The sequence below is a fragment of the Pseudoalteromonas sp. GW168-MNA-CIBAN-0100 genome (genome assembly GCF_040309225.1).
Classification (GTDB): domain Bacteria; phylum Pseudomonadota; class Gammaproteobacteria; order Enterobacterales; family Alteromonadaceae; genus Pseudoalteromonas; species Pseudoalteromonas arctica.
In genome coordinates this window covers 1-20,621 of the sequence record NZ_JBEOOL010000035.1, presented here as the reverse complement: position 1 = coordinate 20,621, position 20,621 = coordinate 1, and the positions used below count along the sequence as shown (strand labels likewise).

Sequence of the window (20,621 nt, the reverse complement as noted above, 5' to 3'; positions counted from 1 at the left end):
TTGGTATTTATAATAATAACCAGCCCGCTTTTTAATCACTCTTAACTTAATAAGTAAGTACTTGGTCAGTTTTATAATAATGAGCTGCAAATGAGTGATAAAAAAAACAACAAAGGTATATTTTGCAATCACGGTCCTACCCTGTGGCAAACAAACCACTCTGGGGTGCTTGCAAACAATCGCTTAGCTGTAAAAGATGTATTTGCAGTAAAGGGCGAGCGTAACAGCGCAGGCAACCCACACTGGTTTAAAACAGCTAAACCGGCTCAAAATACGGCAAGCTCGGTTAATAAGCTCATGACCGCTGGTTGTAACTTTATAGGCTTTACCCATACTGACGAACTGGCTTATAGCTTAGAGGGTAATAATATACATTATGGCGCTGCGCAAAATCCTAAATTAAAAGGGCATGCTTGCGGTGGTTCGAGTATGGGGTCTGCTGCATCCGTTGCTGCAAACTTAGCTGATACTGGCTTAGGCACCGACACCGGCGGCTCAATTAGAATACCCGCCAGCTATTGTGGTTTATATGGCATAAGGCCAAGCCATAACGTGATTGAAAAAGACGGCCTAATACCGTTGGCTCCGCCTTTTGATACCATAGGTTGGCTTACCCAAAGCGCCGAGCTATTAAGCGATGTAGGTAATGTACTGCTACCAAATCAAGCTATTAATAACGTTGATACCTTAGTTATTTGCGAGCCGTTATTTGAACTCGTTGACCCTGCTTTACAAGCCCCACTTAAACAATTACTTGAAAAAACCAAGCCTAATTTTAAGCACCATAAAGAATTTGAACTACCTAACAGCAACTTATTAAATGAACTTGCTGATAGTTTTAGAGTACTGCAAGGGCGAGCAATCGCAAAAACGCATAAAGATTGGCTTCAATTGCCGGGGCAACTTCCCCAGTTTGCTCCAGCAATTGCGGCACGTTTTAATATGGCGCTTGCCCTAACTGATCAAGAAGAACAAGAAGCACTAAAAGTACAAACCCAATGGCAAACACTAATAGCTAAAAACCTAAATACAAACAGCTGTTTATTTTTGCCAACCACCCCCACAACCGCACCTAAATTAGGCGCCGACACAAGCGCCTTACGCATGCAAATTATTACGCTTTCGGCAATTGCAGGACTTAGTGGCTCAGCGCAAGTGCATTTACCGCTGGCTGATTTAGCAAATGATCATCCGTATGGTTTTTCATTAATGATGAGCCACGGTAACGATAAAAGCCTACTTGCTTGCGTTAAGCACCTTGCTGCACACTTTAAACAGGACACACCGGCATGACCACACACAACATTGCATTTACCGCGTCTCATTTTTCGGCCACTGAGGCGGGTATAAATATACTAAAACAAGGCGGTACAGCCACCGAGGCTATGGTAGCCGCTGCCGCTGCTATTAGCGTTGTATATCCACATATGAACTCAATTGGTGGCGATAGCTTTTGGCTTATCGATAACCCAAACCAAAAAACGCCCATCGCTATTGACGCCTGCGGCCGAGCTGCAAGTAATACAAGTGCTTATAACACGCTCACACAAATACCAGAGCGCGGCGGACTAAGCGCATTGACTCAAGCGGGTACAATACGCGGTTGGCAAAAAGCCCTTGAGCTAGATGAACACGCAGCACTGCCACTGTCAAAAATTTTAGCGCCCGCCATTGCACTTGCTCGCGAGGGCTTTACCGTTACAAAAAGCTTGCAAGCAGGCTGCGAAAAGCTAGCTGCTGCAAATAATACCAATGACGCGTTTAAAAGCCTCTATATACCCAATGGTAAGCCCTTGCAAGCAGGTCAGCATTTTAAAAACCCTAAACTTGCAGCAACATTTGAACACTTAGCAAAACAGGGTTTAAACGCATTTTATGAAGGTGCACTTGCTAACTCATTTGCCGCCGACTTAGCAAAAGCAGGTAGCTCAATTACCGTAAGTGATATTGCAAATACTAAAGCCGAGGTCGTTACTGCGCTAAATGCAAACTTATCAGGTATTGATTGCTATAACTTACCCGCACCAACACAAGGCGTGCATTCACTGCAAATAATTGGTGCCGTAAATAAACTAAAACACAAAGCTAAAACCGATGCCGACTGGATGCATTTAATTGTTGAGGCAACCAAACAAAGCTTTACCCATCGCCCTACTCTTTGGGCTGACCCTGAAGTATTAGGAGACGATTATAAAAACGCACTAACCGATAATCGCTTAAGCCAACTTGCTAATAATATTGATATGACCAAAGCCAAAAAATGGCCTTTTAGCGCAGAGCCTGGCGATACCGTGTGGATGGCAGCTAGAGATAAAAACGGCCAATTAGTCAGCTTTATTCAAAGTATTTATTGGGAATTTGGCAGCGGAATATTAATGAGCGAAGGCGGTTTTGTGTGGAATAACCGTGGTTTAAGCTTTAGTTTAAACAATGAAGGTATTGATGCGGATAACAATATTAACGCCCTTGCGCCAAATAAAAAGCCGGCTCATACACTTAACCCAGCAATGGCAAAGTTTAGCGATGGTCGTCGCCTTGCCTACGGCACTATGGGCGGTGAAGGGCAACCACAAACCCAAGCCGCTGTTTTTGCAGGCTACGCATGGCGAAATAAATCAATAAACCAAGCCATTAGCGACCCTCGTTGGTTACTTGGGCGCACATGGGGCGATACGAGTACAAATTTAAAAATTGAAAAAGAGTTAGTTTTTCATATAGAACATGAATTAAATCAACGTGACCACGATTGGGTAAGCGTTGATAATAATAACGAAATGATGGGGCACGCTGGGGCTATTTTAGATACACCTACAAGCCTTGAAGCTGCAACAGATCCTCGTTCAGATGGACGTGCAACAGTAACTACAGCAGGAACACAATGTCAGAAATAATAAATCAATGGCCAATTATAGTAGCCTTAATAGCAACCGGTATTTTTGCCGGTATTTTAGCAGGACTTTTTGGTGTAGGCGGCGGTATTGTTATCGTCCCTGTGCTGTATTTTTTACTGCAAGGTTTTGGCGTAAGCCCAGAGTCGGCAATGATGATAGCCACTGCCACATCACTTGCAACCATAGTACCTACTTCGCTTTCATCTATTCGCTCGCATCATAGCAAAGGAAATATTGACCTTGCGCTAATAAAATACTGGGCACCGTTTATATTAGTTATGGCGGTAGTCGGTAGTATTATTGCTCATACCGTTCGCGGTAACGCATTAGTGCTCATGTTTGCCTGCATTGCTATTTTAGTCAGTTTAAACATGTTATTTAGAGCCGGCGCACCTGCGCTTGTAAAACAACTGCCAGGTAAATTTGGTCAAGGCGTTATGGCAAGTATTGTAGGTGGTTTGTCGGTAATGATTGGCATAGGCGGCGGTACTATTGGCGTACCTATGCTAAACGCATTTAATGTACGCGCCCATGTTGCAGTAGGAACTGCGGCCGTTTTTGGTTTATTGATTGCGCTACCAGGTGTTATTACCTTATTAAGTATTGGCACAACGCCAACCGATGCTCCCCTAGGTACGTGGGGGTTAGTTAACCTCCCTGCCTTTTTTCTTATTATTCCGCTGACTATTTTATTTGCGCCTATTGGCGTAAAAATTGGTAGCAAGCTGGATCAAAAACAACTAAAACGCGCTTTTGCCGTTGTCTTAATGATAACCGGCATTCGCATGCTCATTCAGACTCTGGGAGCCTAAAATATGTTTAATAACACGCAAGTTCAAACCTTAAACCCACCACAGCGTTTATTAATGGGACCAGGTCCAATTAATGCAGATCCTCGTGTTTTACGTGCTATGTCGGCGCAACTTATAGGTCAATACGACCCAGTAATGACCGGTTTTATGAACGAAACCATGGCGCGTTACCGAGAAATTTTTAAAACTAAAAACGAATGGACCATGCTAATAGATGGCACATCGCGCGCAGGTATTGAAGCCGTATTATGCTCAATTTTACGCCCAGGCGATAAAGTACTAGTGCCAATTATGGGGCGCTTTGGCCACCTACTTGCTGAAATAGCAGAACGCGTTGGCGCAAAGGTGCACACAATAGAAGTACCGTGGGGCGAAGTGTTTACGCCAGAGCAAATCGAAAAAGCCATTGTTGATGTAAAACCCCATGTACTTGCTATGGTACAAGGCGATACATCCACCACCATGAACCAACCTCTTGAGCATATTGGCGATATTTGCCAAAAGCACGATGTACTATTTTATTGCGACGCCACCGCTTCAATTGTGGGTAACGAACTTCCTGCCGATGAGTGGAAACTCGATGCGCTTTCTGTTGGCCTACAAAAGTGTTTAGGCGGACCTTCTGGGTCTGCACCATTAACACTAAGCGACAAATGCGCCGAGTGGATCCAAAAACGTAAAAAGGTAGAAGCAGGTATCCGCACTGCCGATCATATCGACGGCACAGAGCCCTTTGTGCGCTCTAACTATTTTGATTTAGGTATGATCATGAATTACTGGGGAGAGGAGCGCCTAAATCATCATACCGAAGCCACCAGCATGCTGTATTGCGCCTCAGAATGCGCCCGCATAGTCATTGAAGAAGGCGTGGATAACTGCGTAGCGCGCCACAAATTACATGGCGATGCCATGCTAACGGGCATTCAAGCGCTCGGCTTAAATGTATTTGGCGATTTAACGCATAAAATGAACAACGTACTGGGTGTTTATATACCCGAGGGCATTAATGCCGATCACGTACGCGGACAAATGCTAACCGATTTTGGAATAGAAATTGGCACCTCATTTGGACCACTGCATGGCAAAATTTGGCGTATTGGCACTATGGGCTACAACGCCCGAAAAGATACCGTACTACAAACTCTTGCTAGCCTAGACGCTTGCTTGCATGCCAATGGCTACAAAGGCCCTAAAGGCGAAGCCGCTATTGCCGCCCTTGCTCACTATAAATAAAAAAAGGATTTAGCATGACGATTGTAAGCCCACAACACAGCCCTTTATTAGATAAAGAACTTGCTGATGAATACGCAACACGCGCTTTATCTCGCTGTAAAACTCTCAGCGCACTATCGCAAATGCAAGATGGTATTCACCGCGTGTACTTATCAAAAGAGCACAAAGAGTGTAACGCCGTTACTGCATCATGGATGGAAGAGGCAGGCATGCAGTCGTGGCAAGACGAAGTGGGTAACCTTTGGGGGCGACTAAAGTCGTCAAACCCCCATGCTAAACGTTTAATTATAGGGTCGCACATCGACACCGTACCAAACGCTGGTGCGTTTGATGGTATTTTAGGTGTACTACTGGGGATAGAAATTGCAGCGCTTGCATATAAGTTAAAGCTCGACCTGCCCTTTCATTTAGACGTAGTGGGCTTTTGCGATGAAGAAGGCACTCGCTTTGCCACAACTTTAATTGGCTCAAAAGCCCTCGCTAACGAATTTGACCCACAGTGGCTAAACATTGAAGACACAAACGGCATAACTATGCGCCAAGCCATGCTGGACTTTGGTTTAAACCCCAACGACTATGCAAAGGCCGCACTAAACAAAAACGAATTACTAGGTTACTGGGAAACTCATATTGAACAAGGCCCTGTACTCGAATCGGTTAATCAGGCGCTCGGAGTAGTAACGGCTATAGCAGGTGCTAAACGCGCTATGCTTACCCTAACAGGGCAAAGCGGTCATGCGGGTACAACGCCAATGAACTTGAGGCAGGACTCACTAGCGGGCTGCGCTGAATTAGTAACCGAAATTGAAAAACTAGCAAGTAATGCTAAAAATGGCGAAGTTGCCACCGTAGGGCAAATACAGTCTCGCCCTGGGGCTACAAACGTGATTGCAGGCAAAACAACCATAAGCCTAGATGCACGCGCACAGAGCGACACCGATCTCGCTAACTTACTAAGCGCCATACAAAGCAGCGCTCAATCTATAGCAAGCAAACGCAATTTAACACTCGATTGGCAATGGACTCATGCCGCCGGTGCCGTTGCGTGCGACACCACTATTCAGCATTTATTTACCAATGCATGCAAACTCAATAACCAAGCATCGCCTTCACTTGCCTCAGGCGCAGGGCACGATGCAATGGCAATCGCTCCAATTTGCCCCGTTGGCATGTTGTTTATACGCAGCCCTGGCGGTATAAGCCATCACCCAGCAGAAGCGGTTATTAATGAGGATGTTCCTAAAGCACTGAGCGTAATGTACAGCGCGCTTTTGCTTTATGTAAAAGAGTTTGAATAGTTTTGAATAGTTTTGAATTAATAGAGTAAACCAAATAGATTAACTTGGTATATTTAGGGGCTTAAACCTCCTCAAAGTCATTTGGAGGTTGTTACTAATTGCAGGAAAACGCAGGAATACATGTTACTTAAAGCAGCTTTATCGAGCTACCCTTTGCTCTTTCAAGCTAAGGCGTTTATGTGAGCTATATACATGTTGAATATTCGTATCGTTAACTAAATATGCATCCATTTCAGTCGTAATTAGACCCGATAATGGCTTGATTTCAAGAACACCCAACTCACCTAAATTTGCAGATAGTAAAGTATTATTCCTAAAAGCGAACAAAGTTTTGTCAGTATCTCGTAAGTCATCATTCACATATAATTTAGCACCACCAAACCAAGAGTTAATTATTTTAACTTTGATTGACTTAACGGTAAATTCAAAGGATTTTCTCATCAGATCTCCATATCCAGAAATGTAATTATTATACTTTATGTTCTTGTATGTCTGGCGTACAACCACTTTCTTTTAATACCCGCTTAGTCGATGCTGGGTAATTTTTTAGTGCAGCCAAAGGGCGAATTGGCCGCTGAACCAAATTACCTGAGCAGTTTGGGCACACGTTATTTAACACCGTTTGAGCACAGCTAGAACAAAACGTGCATTCAAATGAACAAATAAAAGCCTCACTGGACTGTGCAGGTAGATTCTTATCACAACATTCACAATTAGGTCTTAAATCTAGCATTTAGAGCTCCTTTTTATCCACCCGATACTGAGTAAATATCTATTACCTTTTATAACTTTTGATACCTGATGCTCACTTACATCAGGGCGGAATAGCTTAACCCGCTTTGTTTCAAATATCGGATTACTACAAATAAACTCACCACCCAAATCTGCTTTTTTAAGCACTATATTCAATCGATAGTGTTTACCAGATTCAACTTTGTCTGTGTGTGGTGCTATTTCACTTCCTTGTGGGAATTTAAGCAAATATGTATCAAATTTAATTGGCCACGTAGCACCACAAATCAACATTTTATCGTAGCCTGATTTTTGTCGGCCTCGCTCCCAACAAAATAATTTACTCAAAAAAAACATACAATCCCTCGAAACAGCTAACAAGCTGCAGGTTAACTCGTTTTTTTATTTTTATTGATAAACAAACCATAGCCGAGTTCATATTTTGATTCAATCGTTTACTGTATTTTTACGTAAAATACAAAAAAGTGTTCGGTGTTGTTTTAATTAGTATTTTAGAAGGGAACACTGGTGTTTGAGTGACTTTATTGAGGAACTAAGGGCTTATCTTTCTTAATACATCGCGTTTTGCAGTTTTTCTACATTATGAACAAGACAATACAGTTGCCGCAGCGTAAAGAAACAGCTAAACAGGACAGCCATTCTAACTTAATGAAAAAACTTAGGCTGGCGTCACTGTTAATTCATCAAAAATTGAACATGTTTTCGAGAGCCGCCTCTAAAGACATGGGCATATGACGTTTATTCATAATTCGGTTGTTAAGCTCTTCTTTAAGTGATTTAACCGTAGTGCAATACTCTAAACGTTTAGCAATTTCATCACATTCATTATTTAGCGCCGCTAAATGGTTTACAAAATTATCTTTAATTTGCGCTTTACTACGACCATTAAACTTACGCCACACAATTGTATATTGGTCATTACTTTCTTTTTGTTGGCGATGCTGTTCATTTAGCTCGATTATTTTATTTTGCAGTAACGGTATTAAGTTTGCTTTGGTTTCTTCATCAAAATCGACATCGTCGTCAAAATGGCTTATGTAAAGTTGTAATAAAGTAAAACCGTCTTTCTCTTTTCGAGCTTGTACTAACTGTTGCATTAGTTCGTGTTTTTCTGCTTTTTTTGCAAGATCAGATTCTTTATCTGGATGCAACTTAGATGCTAAACGTTTATACATTTTGTTTAGCTGCGAGCCTTTAAATAACTTTTCTAATTTTGAGTTGTTTTTTTGTTGTTTAATTTCATCGCGATCAAATCGTTCGTGTTGGTCAAAAAAGTCATCCCAATCTTCATCTTGTTCATAGTGCATATTATCTGCACTAAACGCTTCATCATCTTTCTCCTCACCAAAACCTTGCTCGTCAAGGTGCTTATAAAGCAATGAAGGATCAGCTGTTATTTCTCTTAGTTCGTCATCTGTTAATTCTAAACCGAGGAAATCTTGCTGTAACATATTACGTAATATATTTAACTCTGAAGAAGGGATTGTACTAACCTTATCTTGGTTATACTTATTTAGGTAAGATTGAAAAACTTGAGACACTTCCTCAACATTCAACTCGCCAATGAATGGATGTTCTGACAAATAATCTAAATCTTCATTTATCCAATCCACAAGTTCATTACGCTGTTCAATAGTTAAACTTTTACGTTGGATAAACTTACTAAAATGAATAATTTGTTCTGCAATCATTTGAGCTTGAAGTTGCTCATGATGCTCTACTTGTTCTTGAAATTGAGAAAACAGGGTCTGCTTTTTAATATCAAAGTTTGCGTTACGCTTAGTATGTTTTTCAATTCGCTGCCATAAACGCTCCAATTCAGAAGGCGTTTTAGTCGCCGCTTGTTGCTTTACATTTTTTAAAAATGTCATATTAAGTTCCACTAAAATTTGTATCCATTACTTTTTATGCACGTAATTTGTATGCTTTAATTATAAATTTAATTAAAGCATACATAAAGCCAAGCATTAAAAAAGTAACTAAACAATTATTTAATGCTTTAGGTCAATAAAAAGAATAAGGATAAAAAGCGCCTGAGTTCATTTAAGAACAATATGCTAAACAGTTACTTTAACTAATATTTACTCGTAACGTTCGATTAAGTAAATATTATGGTGGCTATAATTGCCTAGCAAATCAAAATATAGCCACCCGTTTTACTTTAATGCCTATTTAAAGGCTTATTTAATCGTTACCTTTGCATCACTTACCCATGTTTCAGTTATAGCTTCATCATTTTTATCAACTAAATACGCGCGTATGTTCACCGGATTATTGTTAGCTTGTTTGTAGTCAAACGCTAATCGCCATTGGTTTGTACCAACTACCGGATAAACCCCAATAGGTTCTAGTATTTCACCGTTGCTGGCTTCAACAATCGGCTTTATACCACTTTTGTTATCTAAGCCTTTAAACACTGGGCCTTCAAAATCAATCACCATCTTGTTAACACCTTCAGGGATTGGCTGGCCGGGAATCCCACCTAAGCCTTGTCGAGTATTTACAACGCTTGCAAGCGTTTTTGATTTTGGATCGAGTGGACGCCATTCAATATCATAAGAAAAGGTAAACTCATCACCTTTGCGCGCCTCTTTTTCAGGCACCCAGTAGGCAACAATGTTGTCAAACGTTTCATCTTTTGTTGGAATTTCGATTAACTGAACTGCGCCTTTGCCCCAATCGTCAGTAGGTTTTATCCACGCTGATGAACGCTTATTGTAAAATACACCGTCGTCTTGGTAGTTATTAAAGTCACGATCTCTTTGAATTAAGCCAAACCCTTTTGGGTTCTCATCAATAAAGCTATTGGTCGACACCGACTGAGGATTATTTAATGGGCGCCAAACGTATTGACCCGATCCTGTGTGAATCGCCAGGCCATCGCTGTCGTGAATTTCTGGGCGCCAATCTTTAGCTTCTGTTTTATCTTTTTGTGAGTACCAATACATACTGGTTAACGGTGCTACGCCTAAGCGTTCAACATCGGCGCGCATATACAAATTAGCCGTTACAGAGGTAATATGGCCTTTGGCTTCTTTGTTATCTTTACTTAAACCAAATCGATAAGCACCAGTGATAGAAGGCCCTTCAAGCAATGTCCAAACAGACACGCTTTCACCTTTTTTCTCTGCGGGGCCAATCCAAAATGCAGAAAAGCGCGGAAATTCTTCTGGCTGATTCATACCCGTATTAATTGCAATACCTCGAGCCGACAGTCCATATTGCCCCTCTGGCCCATCAGTTCTAAAATAAGACGCGCCTAAAAAAGATATCCAATCTGGTTTCATATCTGGGCGCATTATTCTAAAACCTGCAAATCCAAACCCTTCTGGGAGATCGTGAGCTGGGCTGTCATCAGGCATATCAAAAAAATCATTACTAAAAGGTACATTTTGTACCTGATTTTTATCGTCTCTGATGTAAATACTTACTGGCTCAGGAAAATATCGCCCAGGATAAAATAATTGTACAGGTGCCTTTTTTCCACTTGGATATAAAGTTTCATCTTCTTTAAAACGTATTTTCCAGTGTTCGTCATAGGTAATTTTATCGATAAGCTCAGGGGCTGGTACTGCAGTTGGCGTATAGGGCTTTTCAGCTGAGGCTTTTGCCAGCGCTTTTAAGTCTTCGAATGAAAACTGCGTTTTATCTACTGCTTCTGTCGCGTAAGACGACATCGAAGTGCTAAAAATAATTGCGATAAATAACTTTAATTTCATAAAAAGAATGTCCAATAAATTGAGTCAAATAAAAATGGGAACGCTCCACGAACGTATGTTTAACTTAAAGTTCTGTATGGATATTACGTGACGTAATATGAACTAGCGTTTACTAAAATATTGTTATTTGACTACAGGACCTCCCATAATTATTTTTTTTAGGTATTGGTTTTAAGGGAAATTGCGCGCGTTTAATGATATCGCTGAAGTGAAATAAGCGGGGATAGCGCAATTTATTATTAGATCGCTGGTATTCAAATGGATAAGGGTTGTATTTAGGTGGTGGAAAACGAAGAGGCTCACCACTTTTAAAACTTGCAATTAATGGCTGAATTTTACTTGGGCCTCACTTCAGAGCATGTTTTTATGTTTTTGAAGTTAATTTTTCAATAGCATCTTTAGCTTCTTTTAAACTTACACCATGAACAGATCTATAATATTTTATTGCTCTAACTTTATGACCTGATTTTAAAGCAACAATAACATCACCTTCAGTTACGCTGCCATGCTTAGGTATTGAGTTACCAAATATTAATATAAATAAAACTGCAATAACCGCTAAAACACCCCAAATATATTCAATTTCCATAAATATCCTCGATGTTCGAAAAATAATGAGCCTGTAGATTAACTCGTTTTTTATTTGTTTTTATTGATAAACAAACCATAGCTGAGTTCCTATTTTGTTTGTAATAATGTTCACCAAGAGCAAAATGTATTTTTATCTTATTTTAATTATTCTTATTGGCTACTGGTTAAATAACCTTTCGCATTTTATTTAATAACTCGTAGCATGCTTTATACAAAAGTATTTCCATGTCTTCGTTATGATACAAAGGACCCCAACGAAAAAAGCCTCTTAAGCTAAATTTTTTAGCTATGAATTCGCGCCACGTAACAGATTTAGAAACGCTGAACGTTTTAATCGTCTTGTTGTGTTTAATGTTATACAAGCGCGATACTAACTTAACTTTTGGTCGCCAAAATAGCGGAATAACAGCTGTATCAAAATCTATAGTGAATGCATCACCACCATGCAAAGTAACTATAACAACATCTAAACCAATATCTGACTTTTTAGGCTCTTTAATAGACGAAATGCTGTGAAGACAAAAAATATCTTCAAGCTTCTTGTGCATATGATCTTGTAGTGAATCGCCCGTTATATAAAAAAACGACTCTACCTTAGAAAAATGGCTGCTATTAGCTACAGCTAACGATCCCAAATAAACATTTGGCTTTTCAGAGCTAAACCAATCGAATAGCAAATTTAAATTCCTTTTTTACTTATGCCGAATAAATAGGCCGTAAGGTTGTTATCTAAGGTTAAGGTGAAAAAGCAAAAACCAGCTGTTTTTTGTCTTTGTTTAATTTCTTGTTAGCTATTTTTCGTGTCCCTGAATTAGCAAGTTTACTATTAGTTCCCAATCTTTACTCAAATTAGTTAGGCTTTGTGCCGATATATTTAAGCGCTTACTATCTATTGTAAATATTTCTGTCGCATACTCTGATTTTTTGCCATCTATTTTACTGATTTTCATCTCATTTTGGTCATATGACTCAAGAACACCATGCACACAAACATCGCGAATTTGTACCGTGTTTTTTGTGTTCTTAACTAGTGAGAGTATCTGGTCTTTATTAGCTACATTATCTGGAAGATGACATGTAATAAACTCAAGCTTTCTTTGTAGACTTCCCGGTTTATTTTTGTTGCTAGATTTCGGCAGGTTTGAATGTAGTAAATGCACACATTGATCTACTCTACGCTCAATTGGAGACCAAAATATAGTTAGCATTCCAATTGTTGCTAGCCATGACTCTAACAGTTTTGGGTCTTCACTATAACTTTCTTGTAAATCCATTTGTTAAGTTTACCCCAGAGTCTAATACATATAGCTAACGAGACTGTAGAATAACTACAACAGCCAAATTCAATTAAAAAACGAGCCCTGTAATTAACTCTAAGCATTTTTAAAGCATTAGGTAATGCATTTATAAAACAGACTGTTTTTCTTAAAAAGAGTAATTCTACAGCCTCAACGCTCAATTAAGGTGTGAAGCACGCCACCACGGCACTTAACTTGGGCACCGTAAACACTGAACCAGACCCAAACCAAAAAATGCCAAGCGTGCTGAATCACTCTTAAATTGTTTGTTAGTTTTCAACTTCCACACGCTCCATTTCCTTGAGTTTATCCTTTAATCGTTGTTCTCTATTAACCTTGAAATTCTCTAGCTTTAATTTGGCAAAACCGTCTGGATTGATCTTGCAATGATAATGATGGTGTTCCTTAAGCCTATCGTCTTCCTCTTTAGCCAACTCTGACTCTGTTTTGATCTTTCGACCAGTTAAAGATAGCCATTTATCTGCACATTTATACCACGCGACAACTAGGGCAATAGCAGAAAAAAGAGGGTGAGACCAACCAAGAAATGCAATCAGAGCTGGAATTAATACAGCCGTAAATAAAGTAAACCATTTAATTGCAGATATACCCAGAATACGTTGCTTCAGATCTCGCTCTGCCTCCACTGAGCTTTTGCTAGGAAGTTCTTTATAGGTTAATTTGATCGCATCATTACCTGGCATTGATTCTGCTAGCTCACCCTCAAGAAAACCACCCCAACGAAATATTTCAGGCGAAACACCACAAATATACCCAACACCCGTGATACTTGATATTCTATTAGAAGAATTATTTTCATATGCAGGAATTACTTGCAAAGGCACGTTGAAGCGTTGAATCCAATGTTTGAACTCTTTCTCCGATATTGCCTTGCATTCCTCTAGGCTAAAGTCGTCAAGTAACCTGACAGATAATACAGCTGTGTTATCATCAATTTTGTCACTGACAAATTTTGGAGTGTAAGAAACGTAATAACCTTTACGCTTTTCATGAACATTTTCAAATCTAACCCAAGGTTCCATACTTCTCCTGAAAACTAACAACTTATCGAACACCACTTTGAGAGTTATAACCCCCAAAACGGCGTTTATTACATTGTTTAATAATTCCACTAACTAACTTTAATGTAAACAAGTAATTAGGCATGTAATAAAAAGGTCTTTGTTATTTTTCACCAAAACGGTGTTTAATAATGCTATTGGACAAAACAAAAATAGAGCTTTATTTATGTAGCTACCTTTACAACCATAAATAACATACGTACGAATACCAAACGCTACACAAAAGCTTATTGCGGCTTACTTATACTGGTTTAGCATTTTTATACGCTTTAATAGCTGGCGTTTAGCCATATTCGGTGAAAAAACTCGATAAAAAACAGAGGAAAGTAGTAGGGAATTTTGGCTTTATGTATTTAGCGCGTAATTAGCTAAAGCATTGGTGAGATAAGCGAGCCTTAACATATTAATGATACAGGCTCGCTGGGGTGTTTATAATAAAACGAATGAGTGAGGTGCTTACTTTACATCAAAGTTCACGTGGTCAAAGTATGGGTTTTTCTCACGCGCTTTAAGTATACTAATTGTAGTGAGCACAATGATTTGCAACTCGCTATTTACGCTAACAACTATGCATTCGTCTCTATTAGCATTGTGTTTTGTGTCAGTTGCTACGCCACATACACCATCACCATTTTTTAATATAAGCTCAATACTTAAACGGTGCATACAGGCAATTTCGATATAGTCGTATTGGTTGCAACTGATCATGACGTCCTCTTTATTTAGCCGGTTTAAAAATCATTAAAAAAGCAATAACAACAAGGTTGGCTATATACCAAAGATCTTTAATTACAAACTGCCCTAAGCGTTCCAGTAAAGTGGAAGAACTAAATGCACCGGTTGCGGTAATTAAGAATGTTTGGGTCATCATAAATACGCTTAAACACGCTAAGCCACTTACAATAATTAGCTTTTTATTCTTTAAAAATAGCCCTAAGCCCAATAACACAGCAAATAATACATCAAACCCGCCAATCACGTTAGATGTACCTTGTACGCTAAATACCGTGTATAACCACGACATAAACGGTGAGGTTTCTACTAAACTTACAATGCCTTTTGCTTCAAACTCGTAAAACTTCATGCCGCCGATCCACAGTAAAACCATAGCAACCGGTATAAAGTTTAAAAGTACGTGTTGTTTGTCGGTAAGTTTGTCTTTATAAAATAAAAACAAATATAAAGGCACTACAGCAAAGTATTTAATTATGCCCTGCCCGCTACCAATGATTGGAAAGCCGCCTAGTTGCGCCATCCAACGGTTGCTGGCAAATAAGGTAAGTAATGCAACTAAACTTATAATTGCTGCAAGTAAAAGTGCTGGCGTAGGTTTCATTAGTTTAAAACGAGCGAGCACGGTGGCAAATGCTAAAGCAATCATAAATGAGCCACTAATCAAACCTAATGCAGATACAGACATTAGCGAATCAACGCCATAAAAACTAAACGTAGCCGTTAACGTATTAGGGTTTGCTCCTAACGCAAACGATAAGCCAAGTAACAAAAAGCTACTCGCTAATAAAAAAGTAATCACGTTGTTGGTTAATTTTAAGTTCATTGTATTTCCAAGTATTCGTTAAGACTTACAAAGACCTTGCTAGTCGATAAAACAATTCAAGCTAACTCTTAAAAATATAAGAGTTGATTAAGCACAACGTAAGCTCTCATAGGGTAATGTAATCAATCACTTTAGTTTATGGTTTATTACCTCTTTATTAATAAAATTAAATAAGTCTAATATTCATATGATGTGCGTCATTTTTTTTATTATTAGATGAAGTAGAATAACGTTGCCTTTTCAATACACTGAATGCATGCATTTCTAAAACTTAGGGACATTTTTAATGAAGGGTACTGATATTCGAGTTACCTCTGGACTGATTTCTATAGCCATTGTTTTACTACTTTGGTTTGCTGTACCGCCTCCGCAAGGTGTAACTGAAAACGCATGGCATTTGCTCGCTTTATTTATTGGTACTGTAGTTGCCATTATTGGTAAAGCAATGCCAATCGGCGCCATTGCTATTTTAGCTATTACCTCTGTTGCGTTAACTGGCGTAACTAATGACAGCCCATCTGGCGCTATTAAAGATGCATTAAGTGGCTTTTCTAATTCATTAATTTGGTTGATTGGTATTGCTATTATTATTTCTCGGGGTTTAGCTAAAACTGGTTTGGGAAATCGTATTGGCTATAATTTTATTTCTCTTTTTGGTAAAAAAACAGTTGGTATTGGTTACGCACTCGCACTTTCTGAACTTGTTATAGCGCCTGTAACGCCAAGTAATACCGCGCGAGGCGGCGCTATTATTCACCCAATTATGAAGTCGATAGCAACAAGTTTTGGCTCGTCTCCTGAGGAAGGTACATCTCGTAAAATTGGGCACTACCTTGCTTTAGTGAGCTACCATATAAACCCTATTACATCAGCTATGTTTATTACGGCGACTGCGCCAAACCCTCTAATTGTAAAGCTGATTGCTGATGCTACCGGTGCAAATATCAGTATTACTTGGAGTACGTGGGCGCTGGCAGCGCTTGTTCCTGGTTTGCTATGTATTGCCCTTGTGCCTTTGGTTGTTTATGCCATTTACCCACCTGAAGTTAAAAGTACGCCCGACGCTAAAAAATATGCAGAATCTAAATTAACTGAAATGGGCCCAATGAGTTACGGCGAAAAAATAATGGTGGGTGTTTTTGCTATGCTGCTTGTTTTATGGGCCGGCGTACCCGCAATGATTTTAGGGGCTGATTACGCGGTTAACACAACCGCAGTGGCTTTTTTAGGTTTGTCGGTTTTATTAGTGACTGGTGTATTAAGCTGGGACGATGTACTTAAAGAAAAGTCTGCGTGGGATACCGTTGTTTGGTTTTCAGCATTAGTAATGATGGCCACTTTTTTAAATAAATTAGGTTTGGTAACGTGGTTTTCAACACTTGTTGAGAGCAATATTGCGCAACTGGGCTTTGACTGGATTGTATCGGCTATTATATTGGTAGCTGTGTATTTTTATGCTCATTACTTTTTTGCCAGTACCACAGCACATATTACTGCTATGTTTGCCGCATTTTACGCTGCAGGTTTGGCGCTTGGCGCTCCGCCTTTATTTTTAGGTTTACTGTTAGCTGGCGCTTCATCACTCATGATGTCGTTAACGCATTACGCAACAGGCACATCTCCCATAGTGTTTGGCTCAGGCTATGTATCGTTAAAAGACTGGTGGGTAATGGGCCTTATAATGAGCGTTATTAATTTAAGTGTATGGGGAATTATTGGCGGGCTTTGGTGGAAAGCACTTGGGTATTGGTAGTATTGCCTTTGTTAGTTTGGCTTGCACATTTAATACTGCGCACTTATTTTGGTTCGTTCTACAAATATAAACATTGAGGCTGTTGCAAGGAAGCACTATGGTTTTTAAATTTATAAAGGCAGCATATTCAGACCGAGACTACTTATTAAGCCTCAGAAAACTAACTATGGTTGAACACTTAGAAAGTGCCGGGTTATTTTTAATACCAATTCGCTTAATTAAGTGATCTATTTTGAGGCTGGAAAAACGTGTTAATAGCTAGGCAAAAAATTCGCTATTTAGTTGTTCTAGATGAGCATTTTTTAACGCAGGTAGCGACACGTTTAGCCCCGCAAAATGATTAAGTATTATTGCGGATTGGTATAACTGAGCAACAGCATGTTTTAAGGCTTGATGATCAATATGACTGCTCTCACCTTATAGTTATAAATGAGGTACAAATTGGTACTTTAAAATACCAAACACACGATCAACACGTTGAAATAATGCAATTACAAATACATCCATTGCACCAAAATAAAGGGTATGGGAAAGCGGTTATTAAACAAGTTATTACAAATGCGCAGTCAAAACCCATTAAGCTCACCGTGCTTAAAAACAACCCAGCATTAGGACTTTATAAGCGGCTGGGTTTTACTATAACGGATGAGGATAATTACGAGTACCACATGCAAGCGCGGGCTACTCGTAGCTAAAATTAGTCGCTTTGATCTCTGAAGTCTTTTTTTCTGAAAATAGTTAAATGCCAACCCCAATGCAAAGAGCCTAATCTTAAAAAAATAGTCGTGAAAAATGACCCTAAAATACACCAAATGTAATCTACATTAAGGCTAAATAAAGCAGCATAAACTGCACCACCCGCTAAACACGCAGAGGCGTAAGGTTCGCTGCGCATAACAGTTGGTACCTCACGGCAAATTACGTCACGTATTAAACCACCAAATATACCTGTAGTAATGCCCATGGTAATTGCGACCACCATGCCAGAGCCATTAATGAGTGCTTTTTCTATCCCCATAATATTAAATAACGCCATACCAACAGCGTCTACCAATAAAAAGTAGTAGTTATTAACGCGCGGTAAGTATCGAATAAATGCAATTGTTGCTATAACGGCCCCATAGGTCGAATATAAATACTCGGGGGTAGCAATCCAAAATACCGGTTTGTTTAAAAGTATATCTCTGAGGGTTCCGCCCCCTAGTGCTGTAACGGTTGCAACCACTACTACGCCAAAACCACTAATGTTTTTTTCATACCCAAGCAATGCCCCTGCAACAGCAAAAAATGCGACACCGAGTAACCCTAGTACCATAAAGTATTCAGCAGTCATGGTAATTCCTTTTTAAAATTTATAAGGAGTTGTTTCAACTTACGTGCCAAAAAAATGAGTAAACACAAATAAATTTATAATTTAAGCAATTGAAATTTATAAACTTATTATATGTATTAAAAAACATTAGCTATGTGATATTTAGAGAAGGCTTAACAAGAGTAATTATTTTAATTATGGGTATTTTTTACACGTTAAAGTACAGAGGGGTTTTGTTACAGAGTTGCAGTCGAGCACTTTTAAATCTTAAGCAAAAATTAAATGAGCAATAAAGCTATTATCAATATCACAAAAATAATAGGCAATATTGCATGTTGCCAGTTTTGTTCTTTATTTTGATTATAGAGTGTTTGCATTGAGCTTTTATCATTGTTAGTAAAACTATGCTGGCACTGCTTACAGCTTTGGGCTTTTATGCTCACCCAAGTACCACATTTAATACATGCGTAACGCCTTGACAGTTTATCAAACTCGTTTGTTTTTATAAACATTCTCATGTATCACCTCATTGATTTTCGCTGCGGTAAGAAAACCAATGAATAATATATATATTGAGTAACAAATTAAAGAAGCCGCTAGTGCTAAAATTAGCTGTGTGTTGTTTTTCATAATCGTCCTTGGTTACTAATCAAAAAACAATCGGTAAGGTTTATTAATTATATTACCAATTTAGTGAAATACGCCATTTTGTAACTTTTGCTAATCAAACTTAAATCCGGGCAAAGTTGCCATAATTAATATCCTGATTAATCTACATAACTCACTTTTGTTCTCGCTAAATGATCATGTAAACATCGTTTATCTTTTCCAAATATAAATAATGGATTAACAAAACCAGCTATAAACTGACCTACCGAAGGGACTAGTGATAATAGTTGCATAGAAAGCATGCGTTTAAAGTAAATTGTAGTAAAGCTTGCTTGTGTACCGTCTAAATTTTCAATACGGATAGACATTAAAGATTTACCAATTGTTTGTCCGCGTTGGTACATAAGGTAACCATGAAGCACTAACGTGCTTAATATGCCATAACCTAGCAAACCTGCAGATAAAGTAAGTGTTGGTTGGCTTAAACTACCAAACCCTACGAGCATGAATACAGGTACAAAACAAACAACACCTAAAACGCCATCAACAATAGCAGCTACTAGCCTATCTGAGCGCGTTGCTTTTTCTCCTGCTACTTTTGATACAATATTTTCAGATGGGCTCTGTGCTTCTCGCGTTTTAATTAAGTCGTCTATTTCTTTTGCTCGTTCTGGGTAGGCTTCGCGATCTATAGCTCTCGCTGATGAGTAAAGCTCATCTAAAGTGTAGGTAGAAAAATCTATTTCAGAGTCCATGAAAAAAATCCATATAGCGTTATTAAAAAGTAATCTAACACAACTAATTTAAGCCATTCAATTATTTAAGATTATCAAATAAAAAAGCTACTAAAAAGTAGCCTTTAATTATTAATCAAATACCATTCAATTAGCTGTTAAAAATGCCATTTAACCAACAGGTTTGGGTTGTGCTCTGTTTGACCATCTACACCAAATTTATTTTTCCAATAAACATACTCAATACCAACATCAAGACGAGTGGTATCGAAGCCGAGCATAGGTGCAATATTGTATTTAATCTGTGAGGTAAAGTTAAAGCCACCTTCACTTTTACCAAACATTGTGTCGGTGCTATCTACAATATCTAAAAAGCCATCGTATCTAAAGTTACCTTTGTTATAGCCCCACGTGACTGTTATTTGGTTATTATCTTCACGTTGAATACCTATATCATCTTGAAAACGACGATAATAAGCCACATTAAAATATTGAAAGCCAGGTACATCAAGTGATACACCGCCCCCTAATAAATAGTTATTTTGATTCGTATCTCCCGAGCCATACTCTGTTTGTAGGCCTAAAAACACCTCTTTAACAAAGCTGTTTTGTGGCTTGTAAAGGGTTGGGTTTATGTTTAACTCACCGTACACTTCATCAGGATTACTTAGTCTATCCATAAAAAAGAACGTACTACCCCAAGTATGCCCCGATGCATGTTCTATAGTAACAACACTTCTATCGTCTTCCTCCCCTGAAAATGGCTCTAGGTAGTCGGCCCCTTTCATTGCGGTAATACTAAAATCAGACCAAAGCTCTTTAGCCGAAACACCTGTTGAGCACATTGTAATTGCAGTTATAAGTGCTAGTTTTTTTATTGTTTTAGTGTTCATTTTAATTCCGCGGATTCAAATCTGAAGTGCATAACGTTTAGGCGGCTTTAGCCGCCAAGTGATCCTGCATCAATTTTGCAGGCGT

At 39.0% G+C, this 20,621-nt stretch carries 21 protein-coding genes; 7 read left to right on the top strand and 14 right to left on the bottom strand.

Features of this window, described 5'->3' with window-relative positions; translation table 11 throughout:
• The first annotated feature begins 90 nt into the window (after window positions 1–90).
• The 5 genes from AAEY62_RS17500 to AAEY62_RS17480 are packed head-to-tail and all read left to right on the top strand — an operon-like array spanning window position 91 to window position 6,234.
• Window positions 91–1,293 carry an amidase family protein gene (locus AAEY62_RS17500; RefSeq protein ID WP_197236466.1) on the top strand — a complete coding sequence of 401 codons (1,203 nt, stop codon included), beginning with the start codon at window positions 91–93 and terminating at the stop codon, window positions 1,291–1,293.
• Window positions 1,290–2,891, top strand: a complete 1,602-nt coding sequence (locus AAEY62_RS17495; RefSeq protein WP_197236467.1) for a gamma-glutamyltransferase family protein — start codon at window positions 1,290–1,292, stop codon at window positions 2,889–2,891. The genes AAEY62_RS17500 and AAEY62_RS17495 overlap by 4 nt, the downstream gene beginning before the upstream one ends.
• Entirely contained in the window at window positions 2,879–3,703 is an 825-nt protein-coding gene (locus AAEY62_RS17490; protein WP_197120554.1) for a sulfite exporter TauE/SafE family protein, read from the top strand. Before AAEY62_RS17495 ends, AAEY62_RS17490 begins: the two co-directional genes overlap by 13 nt.
• 3 nt (window positions 3,704–3,706) lie before the next feature.
• A complete protein-coding gene (locus AAEY62_RS17485; RefSeq protein ID WP_121954396.1) occupies window positions 3,707–4,936 on the top strand; it encodes a pyridoxal-phosphate-dependent aminotransferase family protein in 1,230 nt (409 codons plus the stop codon).
• Between the two features lie 14 nt (window positions 4,937–4,950).
• Window positions 4,951–6,234: an allantoate amidohydrolase gene (locus AAEY62_RS17480; protein WP_350635547.1), complete on the top strand. Its 1,284-nt coding sequence runs from the start codon at window positions 4,951–4,953 to the stop codon at window positions 6,232–6,234.
• 138 nt (window positions 6,235–6,372) lie between these two features.
• Here AAEY62_RS17480 and AAEY62_RS17475 read toward each other — a convergent pair whose 3' ends face one another.
• From AAEY62_RS17475 to AAEY62_RS17425, 11 genes are all read right to left on the bottom strand, one after another.
• Complete coding sequence (locus tag AAEY62_RS17475; protein WP_350635545.1) at window positions 6,373–6,675, bottom strand: hypothetical protein; 303 nt, start codon at window positions 6,673–6,675, stop codon at window positions 6,373–6,375.
• A gap of 28 nt (window positions 6,676–6,703) precedes the next feature.
• Window positions 6,704–6,967, bottom strand: coding sequence for a DUF1272 domain-containing protein (locus tag AAEY62_RS17470; protein WP_350635543.1), 264 nt, complete (start codon window positions 6,965–6,967; stop codon window positions 6,704–6,706).
• Entirely contained in the window at window positions 6,961–7,323 is a 363-nt protein-coding gene (locus AAEY62_RS17465; RefSeq protein WP_024607240.1) for a 2OG-Fe(II) oxygenase, read from the bottom strand. Before AAEY62_RS17465 ends, AAEY62_RS17470 begins: the two co-directional genes overlap by 7 nt.
• Window positions 7,324–7,670: 347 nt before the next feature.
• The gene (locus AAEY62_RS17460) at window positions 7,671–8,858 is read right to left on the bottom strand and encodes a hypothetical protein (RefSeq protein WP_024607239.1); all 1,188 of its coding nucleotides are present in this window, start codon (window positions 8,856–8,858) and stop codon (window positions 7,671–7,673) included.
• A gap of 309 nt (window positions 8,859–9,167) precedes the next feature.
• A complete protein-coding gene (locus tag AAEY62_RS17455) occupies window positions 9,168–10,706 on the bottom strand; it encodes an OpgD/OpgG family glucan biosynthesis protein (RefSeq protein WP_350635540.1) in 1,539 nt (512 codons plus the stop codon).
• 364 nt (window positions 10,707–11,070) lie between these two features.
• A complete protein-coding gene (locus AAEY62_RS17450; RefSeq protein ID WP_007378552.1) occupies window positions 11,071–11,295 on the bottom strand; it encodes a ribosomal protein L7/L12 in 225 nt (74 codons plus the stop codon).
• Between the two features lie 166 nt (window positions 11,296–11,461).
• Window positions 11,462–11,974, bottom strand: a complete 513-nt coding sequence (locus AAEY62_RS17445) for a hypothetical protein (RefSeq protein WP_350635538.1) — start codon at window positions 11,972–11,974, stop codon at window positions 11,462–11,464.
• A 114-nt stretch (window positions 11,975–12,088) separates the two neighbouring features.
• Window positions 12,089–12,571: a hypothetical protein gene (locus AAEY62_RS17440; RefSeq protein ID WP_290174289.1), complete on the bottom strand. Its 483-nt coding sequence runs from the start codon at window positions 12,569–12,571 to the stop codon at window positions 12,089–12,091.
• Between the two features lie 293 nt (window positions 12,572–12,864).
• On the bottom strand, window positions 12,865–13,638 hold the full coding sequence (locus AAEY62_RS17435) for a hypothetical protein (RefSeq protein ID WP_350635536.1): 774 nt from the start codon (window positions 13,636–13,638) through the stop codon (window positions 12,865–12,867).
• A gap of 495 nt (window positions 13,639–14,133) precedes the next feature.
• A complete protein-coding gene (locus tag AAEY62_RS17430) occupies window positions 14,134–14,385 on the bottom strand; it encodes a Rho-binding antiterminator (protein WP_101163250.1) in 252 nt (83 codons plus the stop codon).
• Between the two features lie 10 nt (window positions 14,386–14,395).
• Window positions 14,396–15,235 (bottom strand): DUF417 family protein, encoded by an 840-nt coding sequence (locus tag AAEY62_RS17425; protein ID WP_024599995.1) that lies wholly within the window; start codon window positions 15,233–15,235, stop codon window positions 14,396–14,398.
• A gap of 286 nt (window positions 15,236–15,521) precedes the next feature.
• On the opposite strand from AAEY62_RS17425, the gene AAEY62_RS17420 reads away from it, so the two are divergent.
• Entirely contained in the window at window positions 15,522–16,988 is a 1,467-nt protein-coding gene (locus AAEY62_RS17420; protein WP_010553576.1) for a DASS family sodium-coupled anion symporter, read from the top strand.
• Window positions 16,989–17,338: 350 nt separating this feature from the next.
• On the top strand, window positions 17,339–17,683 hold the full coding sequence (locus AAEY62_RS17415; protein WP_350635534.1) for a GNAT family N-acetyltransferase: 345 nt from the start codon (window positions 17,339–17,341) through the stop codon (window positions 17,681–17,683).
• Window positions 17,684–17,685: 2 nt separating this feature from the next.
• Here AAEY62_RS17415 and AAEY62_RS17410 read toward each other — a convergent pair whose 3' ends face one another.
• From AAEY62_RS17410 to AAEY62_RS17400, 3 genes are all read right to left on the bottom strand, one after another.
• Window positions 17,686–18,321 (bottom strand): trimeric intracellular cation channel family protein, encoded by a 636-nt coding sequence (locus tag AAEY62_RS17410; RefSeq protein ID WP_004334621.1) that lies wholly within the window; start codon window positions 18,319–18,321, stop codon window positions 17,686–17,688.
• A 746-nt stretch (window positions 18,322–19,067) separates the two neighbouring features.
• Window positions 19,068–19,664, bottom strand: a complete 597-nt coding sequence (locus AAEY62_RS17405; RefSeq protein ID WP_350635532.1) for an RDD family protein — start codon at window positions 19,662–19,664, stop codon at window positions 19,068–19,070.
• Window positions 19,665–19,801: 137 nt separating this feature from the next.
• The gene (locus AAEY62_RS17400; protein WP_197237192.1) at window positions 19,802–20,536 is read right to left on the bottom strand and encodes a DUF5020 family protein; all 735 of its coding nucleotides are present in this window, start codon (window positions 20,534–20,536) and stop codon (window positions 19,802–19,804) included.
• Window positions 20,537–20,621 lie beyond the last annotated feature (85 nt).